This is a genomic window from Gilliamella sp. Nev3-1 (assembly GCF_001690435.1).
GTDB lineage: Bacteria > Pseudomonadota > Gammaproteobacteria > Enterobacterales > Orbaceae > Gilliamella > Gilliamella apicola_C.
In genome coordinates this window covers 57,113-70,571 of the sequence record NZ_LZHN01000064.1, presented here as the reverse complement: position 1 = coordinate 70,571, position 13,459 = coordinate 57,113, and the positions used below count along the sequence as shown (strand labels likewise).

11 protein-coding genes and 1 pseudogene are annotated in these 13,459 nt (G+C 37.3%); 10 read left to right on the top strand and 2 right to left on the bottom strand.

Annotated features, from left to right (window positions below; translation table 11 throughout):
- Positions 1-45: 45 nt before the first annotated feature.
- The 6 genes and pseudogenes from A9G40_RS10400 to A9G40_RS10365 all read left to right on the top strand — a co-directional run bounded on the left by A9G40_RS10400 (position 46) and on the right by A9G40_RS10365 (position 7,980).
- The gene (locus A9G40_RS10400) at positions 46-1,254 is read left to right on the top strand and encodes an aldose 1-epimerase family protein (RefSeq protein WP_065582985.1); all 1,209 of its coding nucleotides are present in this window, start codon (positions 46-48) and stop codon (positions 1,252-1,254) included.
- A gap of 270 nt (positions 1,255-1,524) precedes the next feature.
- On the top strand, positions 1,525-2,118 hold the full coding sequence (locus A9G40_RS10395; protein WP_065567101.1) for a UbiX family flavin prenyltransferase: 594 nt from the start codon (positions 1,525-1,527) through the stop codon (positions 2,116-2,118).
- A 21-nt stretch (positions 2,119-2,139) separates the two neighbouring features.
- On the top strand, positions 2,140-2,580 hold the full coding sequence (locus A9G40_RS10390; protein WP_065582984.1) for a hypothetical protein: 441 nt from the start codon (positions 2,140-2,142) through the stop codon (positions 2,578-2,580).
- Positions 2,581-3,132: 552 nt separating this feature from the next.
- Entirely contained in the window at positions 3,133-4,197 is a 1,065-nt protein-coding gene (locus A9G40_RS10380) for a hypothetical protein (protein WP_141675246.1), read from the top strand.
- A gap of 676 nt (positions 4,198-4,873) precedes the next feature.
- Positions 4,874-5,980: a hypothetical protein gene (locus tag A9G40_RS10375; RefSeq protein ID WP_141675245.1), complete on the top strand. Its 1,107-nt coding sequence runs from the start codon at positions 4,874-4,876 to the stop codon at positions 5,978-5,980.
- A gap of 851 nt (positions 5,981-6,831) precedes the next feature.
- A pseudogene (locus A9G40_RS10365) lies at positions 6,832-7,980 on the top strand (IS3 family transposase).
- Here A9G40_RS10365 and A9G40_RS10360 read toward each other — a convergent pair.
- Positions 7,967-8,158, bottom strand: a complete 192-nt coding sequence (locus tag A9G40_RS10360; protein WP_065582980.1) for a hypothetical protein — start codon at positions 8,156-8,158, stop codon at positions 7,967-7,969. The pseudogene A9G40_RS10365 and the gene A9G40_RS10360 overlap by 14 nt on opposite strands.
- 223 nt (positions 8,159-8,381) lie before the next feature.
- On the opposite strand from A9G40_RS10360, the gene A9G40_RS15530 reads away from it, so the two are divergent.
- From A9G40_RS15530 to A9G40_RS14760, 3 genes are read left to right on the top strand one after another with little or no spacing between them, the layout of a single operon-like run.
- On the top strand, positions 8,382-8,504 hold the full coding sequence (locus tag A9G40_RS15530; RefSeq protein WP_255307310.1) for a hypothetical protein: 123 nt from the start codon (positions 8,382-8,384) through the stop codon (positions 8,502-8,504).
- Positions 8,504-8,698 (top strand): hypothetical protein, encoded by a 195-nt coding sequence (locus A9G40_RS10350; RefSeq protein WP_065582979.1) that lies wholly within the window; start codon positions 8,504-8,506, stop codon positions 8,696-8,698. The genes A9G40_RS15530 and A9G40_RS10350 overlap by 1 nt, the downstream gene beginning before the upstream one ends.
- Positions 8,658-9,047, top strand: a complete 390-nt coding sequence (locus A9G40_RS14760) for a hypothetical protein (RefSeq protein WP_141675244.1) — start codon at positions 8,658-8,660, stop codon at positions 9,045-9,047. The genes A9G40_RS10350 and A9G40_RS14760 overlap by 41 nt, the downstream gene beginning before the upstream one ends.
- Before the next feature lie 295 nt (positions 9,048-9,342).
- Here the strand turns inward: A9G40_RS14760 and A9G40_RS10340 are convergent, their stop codons facing one another.
- Positions 9,343-9,978: a hypothetical protein gene (locus tag A9G40_RS10340; RefSeq protein WP_065582977.1), complete on the bottom strand. Its 636-nt coding sequence runs from the start codon at positions 9,976-9,978 to the stop codon at positions 9,343-9,345.
- Between the two features lie 731 nt (positions 9,979-10,709).
- Between A9G40_RS10340 and mgtA the strand changes: the two genes are divergently transcribed.
- Complete coding sequence (mgtA, locus tag A9G40_RS10335; protein WP_065582976.1) at positions 10,710-13,418, top strand: magnesium-translocating P-type ATPase; 2,709 nt, start codon at positions 10,710-10,712, stop codon at positions 13,416-13,418.
- The last annotated feature ends 41 nt before the right edge of the window (positions 13,419-13,459 follow it).

Below are 13,459 nucleotides of genomic sequence, written 5' to 3'. Positions count from 1 at the left end.
GACTGAAACGATTCAGTATTAACTTATTAACGATGAGGTCTTACCATGAAAATCAAAATTGTTTCATTAGCAGTGTTACTTAGTTTGGCTAGTTATCATGCCAATGCGAAAGAATTTGTATTGACTGATAATGAAAACGGCCTTGCTAAAGGGAATTGGTCGGTTTCAAGCCAAGCTTTAGGTGTAAAAGGTAAAATGTTTACTATTGAAAATACCGTGCTTAAAGGTGGTAAACAAGATGGTACTGAAGTTTTAACTATTTCTAGTGATAACTTCACGATTAAATTAAGCCCAACTCGAGGATTAGGTATCTTGTCGGTTGTTGGTGATGGTGTTCGTATGGGCTGGGATTCGCCAGTAAATGAAATTGTTCACCCCAAATATATTAATTTAGAAAGTCGTGGAGGCATAGGTTGGCTAGATGGTTTTAACGAAATGATGGTGCGCTGTGGTTTTGAGTGGACAGGTCATGCGGTGCAAGCTGATGGTATGATGTATACGCTCCATGGCCGTGCGCAAAACACGCCGGTATCTAAATTAATGGTGGATATTGCCGATAAAGCGCCATACACCATTACAGTTAAAGGTTTAATCAAAGAAAATACGTTCAAAAAAAGTAACCTAGAAACGTGGGCATCACTTAGCTATGTACCAGGAAGTAGTGAGTTTACCGTGCATGATGTGGTGACTAATAAAAGTGATTATACACGCGATTACCAAATTATCTACCATAGCAATTTTGGTACGCCAATTCTTGAAGAAGGTGCACAGTTTGTTGCGCCAGTAAAAGAAATCTCACCATTTAACGATTATGCTAAAAATGGTTTAAACACATGGCAAACTTATTTAGGACCAACAAAAGGCTTTGATGAAATGGTATTTAATGTGTATCCTTTCGCTGATAGCAACGGTCAAACTCAAGTAATGGTAACTAACAAAGCTGGCGATAAAGCCGCTGGTATTGCTTATAATATTAAACAGTTGCCTGTCCTTTCGTTGTGGAAAAACACTGACACACTGAAACAAGGTTATGTCACAGGTTTAGAGCCAGGTACTAGCTTTGCTTATCCAGTAACTATTGAGCGTGAACAAAAACGTGTTCGACAACTTGAGCCAGGACAAAGTGCAGAATTTACCTTAATTTATAGTTTATTATCGAATAAAGATGATGTAACAAAATATGCAAAAAAAATCGAGGCTATTCAAGGTAACCAACAAACTAAAGTTGTTAATGAACCCATGGCTAAAGAATAATTCACTAAAAATGGCTGCCAAAATCTGATGTTGGTAGCCATCAATACTGCTTAATAACTTAACCTCCGCTTCTTAATTTATTTATTATCAATGTATCAATAAAGTTAAGAATCACCTGCTGTCTACTTGATTCGCTACGCATATATAGGTATAGTCACTATCCTTGATAGCTGGCTTTAATATCGCTTGTTATGAGCAGTATAATGTTATAAGTTGACTGTTTAATAATTAATGATTTTATCGCAATTGGATATTAATACAGGAATAGACATGACAACGCGTCGAATAATAATTGGCATTAGTGGTGCAACAGGAATTGCTTATGGAATAAAAGCGTTAGAGCTATTAAAACCAATGGACATCGAAACTCATCTTGTTATTTCTAAAGCAGCACAAATAACAAGTGCATACGAAGTTCCTAACATGAATATAAAACAAATCGAAGCACTTGCGGATAAAGTGCATTCCATTAACAATATTGGTGCTGCAATTGCTAGTGGCTCTTATAAAACAATCGGCATGCTAGTTGCTCCTTGCTCAATGCGTTCATTATCGGCGATTGCTAATAGCTTGTCAGATAATTTACTGACTCGTGCTGCTGATGTCGTATTAAAAGAGCGACGTCGGTTAGTCTTAATGATTAGAGAAACACCACTTCATTTGGGGCATATTAAAAATATGGAATTAGTCACATTAATGGGGGGCGTGATATTTCCACCCGTGCCAGCACTTTATCAGCATATTAGTAGTATTGATGACATGATCACCCACAGTGTAGCTAGGGCGCTTGATTTGTTTGGCATGGACGTTCCATCGCTACCTCGGTGGGGTGAAGATCTGCACCTTAACGTTAAACCTGAATAACGTCAATCGAATCCAGAAAATATGCAAACGGATCCTAGAATTATTAAATTCATCAAAAAGCATCATGTATTATCGCTTCACGTCATCTTACCAGACAACAAACCATGGGCATGTAATGCCTTTTATGCCTTTGATGAACGTGTAATGTGCTTGTATCTCCTTTCAGAATTAAAAACTGAACATGCTAAAGCCATGTTAACATGTCCACAAGTTGCAGGCACAATTAGTCTGACACCTAAAACGGTTGCCCAAATTCAAGGCATCCAATTTCAAGCTCAAGCAATACAATTACAAAAAGAACAGGCCAAGCACGCTTATGCACAATATTATCAAGCATTTCCGTTTGCTAGAATAATAAAAGCACCAATTTGGTCATTACAGTTACAACGTGTAAAGATGACCAGTAATTTATTGGGATTTGGACGTAAAATCTATTGGAACCGAGAAGAAAAAGATAGTTAGCGTGGTTTTTATATTTTCTAAAAAATATCCATTCACCAATTTTATTTTTAAAAAACAAAATGTTACAAATGATTAGCAAAAAGAGTGCTCTCAAAAAACTTCAATAAAATCAATGTGTTTTCTGACTGATTCTTTGGTGCAAAATGAGCATATTTTTAAGCTACCCACTAATTGTTGGCGGATTGTAAATTGGTATCGAAACAAAAAACACTCTTCACGTTTTTCTACAAAAATTCCCCCCAAAACACTAGCCAAGATTCTTTTTAGCGGTTATACTTTCATCAACTAAAAAAACAAGCTCGCTAAGTGAGCAATCAGTTATAAAAAAGTTAAATAAAACAATAAATTACTTGACAGGTGGAATGTAATGCCGTATCATATTAGACACCAGACACCAGACACCAGACATGGCAGTCCTATGTCTTAAATCTTTCAAATAATGCTGCTGGGCGAGATTTCAGCCTTAGTTCATTCATATCTTCGAAGTTATCGATTAAATTACCCTCAAAACTCGCCACAAAAGTCCTGCTAGCGTTGTCGCTGTTGTTATTATTGCTATCTTCACGGGATTTGTATGCATTATCTCGTGACAATAATCGCACTGATGCAATCATGCTGCCACCAGCGCCCTTTGTTAAGTTTGCAAGGCCAACTTGGGAAAGTAATGAGGCGGATAGTATGAGGCCTCCCGCTCTACCTGGCATATGGAGAGAAGAATTTGATAATATCAACTTTACCAACTGGGCGTGGGATGATGAGGTCTTTAAAGGCGGATTTTTTGTTCGAAGTGTTGATCCCTCATCATATAATTTGAACTTTCCAAGAACGGGGATGGATGGTCTATATTTTTATTTAGATATAGCGGGAGTTGATCCCAGCACGTTAAATTGGCCACCAGTCACGCATGGCGGTATAACAGCCACCGTGAGTTTTGTACCTCCATATTCAAGAGACAATTATAATCTAAATGCATGGGAGTTTCTTGGAGGTATCAAGGTGAAATTAAGAGGACCAGCGGCGACCAAAGATCAAGTACTATCAAGCGCTCCAGCATCAGTAACCCTGCCAACCTTACCGCAGACATTCGAAATAGTGGGTTATGATAGCGATGGTAAGGCGGTAATTAAATATGGTTTTGAATTGCAAAAGTGGTTTGTCTTTCGAAAATGTTATGGATACGATGGTTGCTACATGACTGTTGATGGGAATCGAGTAGCGTTAGGGCAAAAAGAACACGCCGATTGGTGTGATAGTATAGGTTATCGAGTGCCAGCAATAGAAGAGCTGACTAACGCGCAATGTGAAGATAATCCGTGGGGGTACGATCCATGGTATCACGCTAATTTTCCCTGCAATTTAGGAATAGATAGTGCCACACCACATTCACCTAATGAATTTGCCCAACGAAACATAGGACCATTCATTTCTGAGTGGGGCTATCTCAGATTCGCTGGTTGTGGCTCCAGATGTAATGATGAATATGTCTGGACTAGTGATTCTTTGACGACAACACGAGGTCGTCGTTTTTATTTTGTCGTTGCTCCCGAAGGTAACGTCACTTATGGTAGAAGTTTTGAGAATGATAGCTGGGTGACGGCTCTTTGCGTCAATCCTTAGTCTTGAGTATAGGAGGGGAAGGCCAAGGATAAAAGGGCAAAAGTACAATACGCCGCTCAAAAAGCTTTAAGCCAGCTTACAAGCTGGCTAAGTGTTTTTATTGCAAACAAAAGTGCTTTTCAATAAAACAACAAAAAGCAACGCAGTAACCCATAATCTCTCGCGAAAATATCAAGTAAAAACTTAATAAAATCAATGTTTTTTTACTGATTTTTAAGTGCGGAAATGTGCCCTTTTTTATCATCACTAATCTACTATTACCTTTCTCTTGGCGCCATAATATGCCAATAATCAATTAAATCTAAAATTAACAACAAAAACTTAAAGTTAAAAATAACGGATCTAACCCGCTTTAGCATGGTGACTTTCAATCACACTCCATGCATTAAAAAATTTACAAAAAATTAACAAAAAAACTAGCTAAATATTTTTGAAAGACTATAATTTCAACGTTAAAAAATAAGTTCACTTAGTGGGCAAAAAGTAAAAATGAAACGAAAATTTACTTTAAAGGTGGAATGTAATGTTGTATCATTCTAGACATCGGCACTGGCAGCCTTGTGCCATATATCTTTCAAATAATGCTGTTAGACGAATTTTTAGCCTTAGCTCGTTTATATTTTCGAAGTTATCGCTTAAATTATCCTCAAAATTTGCCGCAAAAGTCCTGCTGGCGTTGCCACTGTTGTTATCATTGCCATTTTCATGGGATTTGTATGCATTACCTCGTGACAATAATCGTACTGATGCAATCATGCTGTCATCAGCACCTTTTGTCAGGTTTGTAAGAGCAAATCCAGAGAGTAATGTAGATAATGAGGATGAGTTTGCCCCCTCTCCCTTGCCTGGTGTATGGGTGGATAAATATGAACGCATGGATAACGGTGATGAATACTTTAGAGGTGGGTTTTATGTTCAAAGTACTGATCCTTCATCATATGAGTTGAACTTCCCATCTACGGGGCTTAATGGTCTACATTTTTATTTAGATATAGCGGGAGTTGATCCCAGCACGTTAAATTGGCCACCGGTCAGCCATGGCGGTATAACTGCCAGCGTGGCAGTATTACCTACAGATCCAAACAAGTTGGTGGATTTTGAGTCAGTTTGGAACGAAATAGAGTGGGCTGGAGGCGTTCAGGTTACTTTAACAGGTCCAGTAGCGACCGAAAGTCAAGGAGGCTCGGATAACCCAGGTCCAGTAGCCAAGCCAACTTTGGGCGAGGCATTTGAAATAGTGGGTTATGATGACAGTGGAAATGCGGTAATTAAATATGGCTTTGTCTTGAAAAAGTGGTTTGTTTATCGATACTCAATTGACAACTACCAACTCGTAGATGAGTATTCATCACAGGCCGCATGGTGTGATAGCATAGGCTATGGTATGCCAAGAATAAAAGATCTTACCAACGCGAAATGTAATGTTGATCCTAGCGTGGATGATGATTGGACTCATTGGGATTTTAAGAATTTTGGCGTTATGTTCCCTTGTCGCCCTAGATTAGAAAGTGCTAAACCACATTCATCAATTTATTTCGCCCAGCGAAACATAGGCTCATTTTTTCCAGAGTGGGGATATCAGGATTCGTATTATGGAGTCATGTCGGCGTCAAGGTCCGTTTGGACTAGTGATTTTGATTTATCAAAAAGTGGTAAGCTTAAGCATTTCTCCGTTTTAGTTGAAGGCGGAGTCTATCATGATTATTTTGATGGTAAGTATGTTTATGATAAGCACGAAGCCTTTTGCATCTACCCGCCTTCACCACCTCCGCCGCCTTTATAACACTAAACTTTTAGTAGGTAGGCAGGGAAGGGGGGGACTAGGGTGTTAGCTAAAGGATAAAAGCACCATGCTCTCGCTCAAAAAGCTTTAAGCCAGCTTACAAGCTGGCTTAAAGCTTTTATTGCAAATAAAAGCGCTTTTCAATAAAACAACAAAGAGCAGCGCAGTAACCCATAATTTTACGCAAAAACTTAAATTACACCATGAAGCGCAATTCGTCTTAACGGCTTAGAATAAAAGAATGCTGGCTTTTAAACTTATACCGTTTTCTTGGGCGTGAGTTCAATAAATATAGTATTTTCATTACCTGCCTGTTGTCAACAAGCGAAATGGCCGATGACTTAGGTATAAACTGACGGATTAAGCCATTGGTGTTTTCATTTGTGTCGCTTTGCCCGCTTTTATAAGAATCGCAAAGTATATGGTGGTATTTAAATAATATTCAATAGCACGATGATAATTAAATTAGGCTCCATTATCAAAGGTAGTGTTTTAACCGGCGTTAGTCATTTTGCTATCATATCTCTCGCTTCGGAAGCGGTGCGTTTATTGATGTGCTCAATTAATACTAGCACGGTTTTGCGTTCAACGAGCGTCACCAACGCTTGCTTGTCTTTACAGCTAATAAAATGGTATCTCCCTCCCAATGTCCTTGCAGTTTCAGGCTTTCAACATAACTTGGGTGTTGTTTAATTGGCCGTTTGTTTATATCGGCGACCTCCTTCAATGCTAGGCACCTTGCAATGTCTGTAGGTTTTACCTTTTCGCCTTAGATAAGGTTTGAATTGTTCATTAATAATTCAAGACACTCAATTAGGTGGTAAACTAATATCATCAAAATGAGGTGAATAATGACAACAAACCGACAAAAATTTACAGTAGAATTTAAACGAGATGCAACGGCACTGGTAGTTGAGCAAGGGTACAGCGTACAGGAAGCCTACAGAGCAATGGGGGCGAAACAACAATGTGCCGTTGGGTTGCTCAGTTAAAGTCAGAGTTTGATAGCTATACCATAAATCAAAGGCACTAACCCGTGAGCAACAAATGATTCAAGCCATGGAGACAAAGATAAAACAACTTGACTTGGAGAAGAAAATACTAAAAAAGGCTACCGCTCTCTTCATGTCGGACGAAGACAAAAATATGCGTTGAGCCATCAGTTAAGCGAGCAATACCCAATAAATATTGTCTGCGCATTATTTGCAGTATATTGAGCAGCATTTTATAACTCTCGTTTGCGCCCGGAAAACAAAATCAGGCAACAACGCCGGCAACAGGTTGAAATCCTCTTCAAACAAAGTAGAGACTCAGTAGGCAGTCGAACGATAACCACAAAACTGAACCAGTAAGGTATCAAGATGGGGCGTTATAAAGTGAGAAAATTAATTAAAGAGGCTAAATTATACAGTAAGTAACCCAAAGCAAGGCATTTCAACCGTGCAACCAAGGAGCAATTTGAACTGCTCAATAAGCTATCACGGAACTTTAACCCGCCTAGTCCAAATCAGGTATGGACAAGTGATATCACTTATATTTGGGCGGGTGGCAGGTGGATTTATTTGGCGATAGTAGCCGATTTGTACGCTCGGCGGGTAGTGGGTTATAGCGTATCAGATAAAGCCGATAATCAATTAGTGATTAGTGCATTAGACATGGCTTGGCCTTTACGAGGTAAACTCAAAGCTTTAATGTTCCATTCTGACCAAGGTTGCCAGTATTTATCAGCTGCATTCAGGCATCGCCTTAGTCGTTATGGAATAGTGCAAAGTGTTAGTCGTCGTGGTAATTGTTGGGACAATGCGCCCACTGAACGCTTGTTTCGTAGTTTGAAAAGTGAATAGGTTTCCGTGGGTGGTTATCGTCGTTTAGCTGAAGCCAAGTAAGACATATTCTGCTACTTATTCAATTATTATAACCAAAGGCGACCACATACTTTTAACACCGGTTTACCGCCGACTATTGCAGAACAACCTAAATTTGTGTTTAAAAATACTTGACCACTACAGAAACATGCTCTGGGTTGTAATAACGCATTAGGTATTTTTCAACTTGATGCCATACCGAAGCTACTATCGGCTTACCATTACCGCTGTTTTTTCGCCTTTTCACCGCTTCATATGCTTGATTATATTTTGAGTTTCTTTTTATCTCACAATCTATTGTCGAAGGACGCATATTGAGCCGCTGAACTGTAACTATCCCCTAAAATAGTACAGCAAAAAGTAGAAAATTCTCTATGATAAAAGTAAAAGAGGATTCAATGATGAAAAAAATGACTGAAGATCAAATCGTAGCTATTTTAAAAGAAGCTGAATCAGGTATTCCTGTCAAGGAACTCTGTCGTAAATAGGGCATGGGTAATTCAACTTTCTATAAATGGCGGGAAAAATAGGGCGGTATGGAAACTTCAGACATCAAACGTCTAAAAGAACTTGATGCGGAAAACCGTAAGCTTAAACAGATGTTTGCTGAGCTAAGTTTAAAATCACAGCGCCAGGAAGAAATCATAAAAAAGCTTTAGTGCCCACAAAGGCACGTAAAACGTGGGCACAGCAACTACAACAAAATCATTCAGTTACTATTGCTATGAGTTGTGCCATTGTTGGCTTAAGCCGTTGTGCTTACTATTATCAAGCTAAGTTACAGGATGATTCGGTGATTGTTTCGGTGTTGAATGTTATCACAGGCCGGCATTTACGCTGGGGCATTTCCTAAATGCTTTAATCGTAATCTCAGAGTAAAGCGCAAAAAACGCATTCCTCCACGAAGCCCAGAAAGGCTATTGGTTCCTAATAAACAAGGTGAATGTTGGTCAATGGATTTTATGAGTGATAGTAGCTATAATCAACGTCGCTTTAGGACATTCAATGTCATTGATGACTTTAATCGTGAGGCATTAGGTATTGATATTGCAGTAAGCTTACCGGCAGGGAGAGTTACCCGTTATTTAGATAAACTGGCCGAATATCATGGTGTAACTATCTCTTTTTTATTATTTCCAGCTTGTAATAATATGAAAATCGGGTGTCGTTCCTTTCTACTTTCTTCACTTTACCGAGTTTAAAATTGCACTTCATGTTTTAATCCAGGAAAGTTAAAATAAATAGAGTTAATGGTTTTTTTGACGGCTTTTTGTTGTTTTTTAACAAGTTTACTTGGCGCTATGTAACCGGCATTTTTTAGTTAATAAGCATCGTTTTTTGTCGAATTGATATTATTGCTTATTAGCCTTTGTCTTTTTTCGATTATTTACCTTAAATATAAAAAGTGCTGGCAATTGGGTTAATTATTTTATAAAAATAGAAAAAGGGATAGAAATGTTTATCAAGTTGATAATAAACGGATTATTAATCATTTAATTAGCAATTTTTATCTTCAATTATTTTCGCTAGTTCATCGTTTGCTCTTTGTAAAAAAGCGTTGTCTTTTAGAATTAAAAGGTAGGTTTTGAATCGTTTTATGGGATCTACAGCAAAAAGAAACAGCGCGGTCACAATGATAAAGACTGTCAAAGTAGCAATAATGATATCAATTATCCAAGGTGAGCTTAGCATAGTAATAATATTAGCCAGCAATATAATAAATGCAAACACAAAGGCAATGCCACTAAATAACACTTCTGTAATTAAATATGGTTTAAGTGGTGTAATGTGGTTTTTATCGATTTTAAAATATTGCGTTAATAAATCTAATTGGGTGAGTTTAATTAGATTATGGGCATCAGCATTAATTAATGAAATAGCAATATTTTCTTTGTTGATATTGCCTGATTTATAAAAGCAGACTTTTTCCCAAATAAGTTTCTTTTTGATGTTATTTAAATAATCCATTTGATATTTTGAGTGAGGCACTTTTTCTAAAATATCGGCATACTTAATGATATTATCAAAATTTTCATTTTTAGTTCGTTTTTTGTAGATAAATGCAACCAAAGACAGAACAAAGATAATTACCAAATTGAACCAGTTAGCATAAAGTAATTCAGAAGGGTTCATTTAACATATTCTCGTTAATTTATCGTAGTGTGATTGTAACTTATATTGGATAAGAGCGGTATCGATTCTATATCATAATGTAAATAAAAAAGCCCATAAGTGTTGTTTTTTAGTAAATGCCGTCCTTTTGCTATTTTATGGGTTGACATCTGTTTGCTAAAGGCGTATAAATTCCCCCGCCTTTTAAGCTTTTCTTTCTTTTTAGCTATTACATAAGTTAAAAATAAGAGTAAAGAAAAGTTGAAATACAAAGTGTAGAGTTCAATTTACAGGAGAAATATGGACACTCAATCGGATCACCCCAAAATGTGGGGCGATAAATTTAAACACATCATTATCGGTTAATGAACCTGTCTGAATCATCATTTTTTCAGTTCACAAACCGAAATTGATAAAACGGTAACGGTGAACGATATGCATTTTTTTACACGCTATCACACAAATTCAAAACATCAATGCGCGCAAGGCTTAATACTGCGTGTTTTACACCTTTCAGAAAAACACTTAGAACCACCGAGTTGTATCTAAATTCTTAATTAATTCTATTGGCTAATTTAATGCTCAGCATTGGCTGTACAAATTAGCAGCACAAGTTAGCTGCAAAAAATAGCTTATGGGCTAATTTTGTTATGCACTAAATTTTAGCTTATCACAAAATTCAATTACTTATCGTTACTTGGCAACAATGAGTAGGCATACTTTTGCCAAAATTATGAATATAGGTACGTAAGATGACAAAAAATACATCACAACATAAAATACAAAATAGTGTAGATATCAAAGCTATCAATGAAGCTCAAAGTAGCCTCGATAGTATTTTATCTAAATTTCAATCAAGCCTTTCAGGTTTAACGCAAGAAAATGCAAAATCAAGAATTGAAAAATACGGTAAAAATGAAGTCGCACGAGAAAAAGTCCCCTCAATTTTAGTGCAATTATTAATGGCATTTAATAACCCATTTATATTTGTATTATTAGCGTTGGCCTCTGTTAGTTTTGTGACTGATTTCTGGTTGCCTTTGCAAAATGGCGAAGAAACGGATTTAACAGGGATTATTATTATTCTAACAATGGTGTCACTGAGTGGATTATTACGTTTTTGGCAAGAATTTAGATCAAACAAAGCTGCTGAAGCGTTAAAGTCAATGATTCGCACAACAGCGACCGTGTTGCGCCGTGCACATAAAGATATAAGCCCAGAACGCATTGAAATTCCATTAAGTGAAATTGTTCCCGGTGATATTGTTTATTTATCTGCTGGTGACATGATCCCAGCGGATATTCGATTGATTGAGTCGCGAGATTTATTTGTTAGCCAAGCTGTTTTAACGGGTGAATCAATTCCTGTTGAAAAGTACGATACATTAGGTGCAGTTACGCAAAAAACAACTGATAATATTGAAGCATCCAATATTAGTAAAGATAATTTACTTGATGTAAATAACATCTGTTTTATGGGAACTAATGTCGTAAGTGGCACTGCGACGGCTATTGTCGTTGCGACTGGCGCCGATACACATTTTGGCTCATTGGCAAAATCGATTGTAGGATCTCGTGCTGAAACCTCGTTTGATCGGGGGGTTAATAGCGTTAGCTGGTTACTTATTAGATTTATGTTAATTATGGTGCCAATCGTCTTTTTTATTAATGGTTTTTCAAAAAATGATTGGGGTGATGCTGCACTTTTTGCTTTAGCGGTAGCTGTTGGCTTAACGCCTGAAATGTTACCAATGATTGTGAGTGCCAATCTGGCAAAAGGTGCTGTTGGCATGGCAAAGCGCAAAGTGGTTGTTAAACGGTTAAATGCCATTCAAAATTTTGGTGCAATGGATATTTTGTGTACCGATAAAACTGGTACTTTAACACAAGATAAAATCATTTTAGAACATCATCTTGATATCAATGGTCAAGTTGATTCATCGGTTTTAGAACTTGCTTGGCTTAACAGCTATTATCAAAGTGGTATGAAAAACTTGATGGACAAAGCGATCATTCGTTTTACTGAAGAAAAGACCAATATGAAAAGGGTTGGGGTTGGTTTATATAAAAAAATTGATGAATTACCGTTTGATTTTGTGCGTCGCCGTTTATCAGTTGTTGTACAAAATGGTGGTGATAACCATTTAATGATTTGCAAAGGCGCAGTTGAAGAAATGTTATCTATAGCTAGTTATGTTTATGAAAATGGTGAATATTTACCATTAGATGACAACCGCAAACAAGCGTTAATTGCTTTAGCTCATGATTATAACAAAGAGGGTTTTAGAGTTTTAGCTGTGGGTGTTAAAGATATTCCCGCTAGCGATACAAAAGCGCAATACACAGTACAAGACGAAACTGCATTAGCAATTCGTGGTTTTTTAACCTTTTTAGATCCCCCAAAAGAAAGTGCGCTTGAAGCCATTTCGGCATTAAGTGAACATGGTGTGGGAGTTAAGGTATTAACAGGCGATAACGAAATTATCACCATTAAAGTGTGTCGCGAAGTCGGTTTAGAACCAGGTGTTCCGTTGCTAGGCACTGAAGTTGAAAAAATGGACGATACTGAACTGAAAATACAAATCGAGCAACATACTATTTTTGCTAAATTAACGCCGTTGCAAAAATCAAGAATTATTCGATTATTGCAAGAAAACGGACATACCGTTGGCTTTTTAGGTGATGGTATTAATGATGCACCAGCATTACGTGATGCGGATGTTGGTATTTCGGTTGATACCGCAACGGATATTGCCAAAGAATCCGCAGATATTATCCTGCTTGAAAAAAGCTTAATGGTATTAGAAGAAGGTGTAATATGTGGACGTGAAACTTTCGGCAATATCATGAAGTATTTAAATATGACAGCGAGCTCGAATTTTGGCAATATTTTTTCAGTATTAGTTGCTAGTGCGTTTTTACCATTTTTACCTATGCTAGCAATACATTTACTAATTCAAAACTTGCTGTATGATATTTCACAACTCTCATTACCATGGGACAAAATGGATGATGAGTTTTTACAAAAACCGCGTAAATGGGATGCGCTAAATATTAAACGTTTTATGATTTGGATTGGACCAACATCATCTATTTTTGATATTACAACCTATGCACTAATGTGGTTTGTTTTTAGTGCTAACAGTGTTGAAGCGCAATCACTATTTCATTCAGGCTGGTTTATTGAAGGGTTGTTATCACAAACTTTGGTTGTGCACATGCTGAGAACACAAAAAATTCCATTTGTGCAGAGCACAGCTGCATTTCCTGTGATTGTGATGACCTTGTTAATTATGGCTGTGGGTATTTATATCCCGTTTTCTCCATTGGGTGGATTAATTGGATTACAGCCATTACCGTGGTCATACTTTCCATGGCTTTTAGCAACCTTGTTTAGCTATTGCTGTGTTGCACAATTGATGAAACGTATTTATATCAAACGTTTTGGTCAGTGGTTCTAATTGTTAGAAACAGCTAGGCGATGTTAACATCGCTTAGCGAT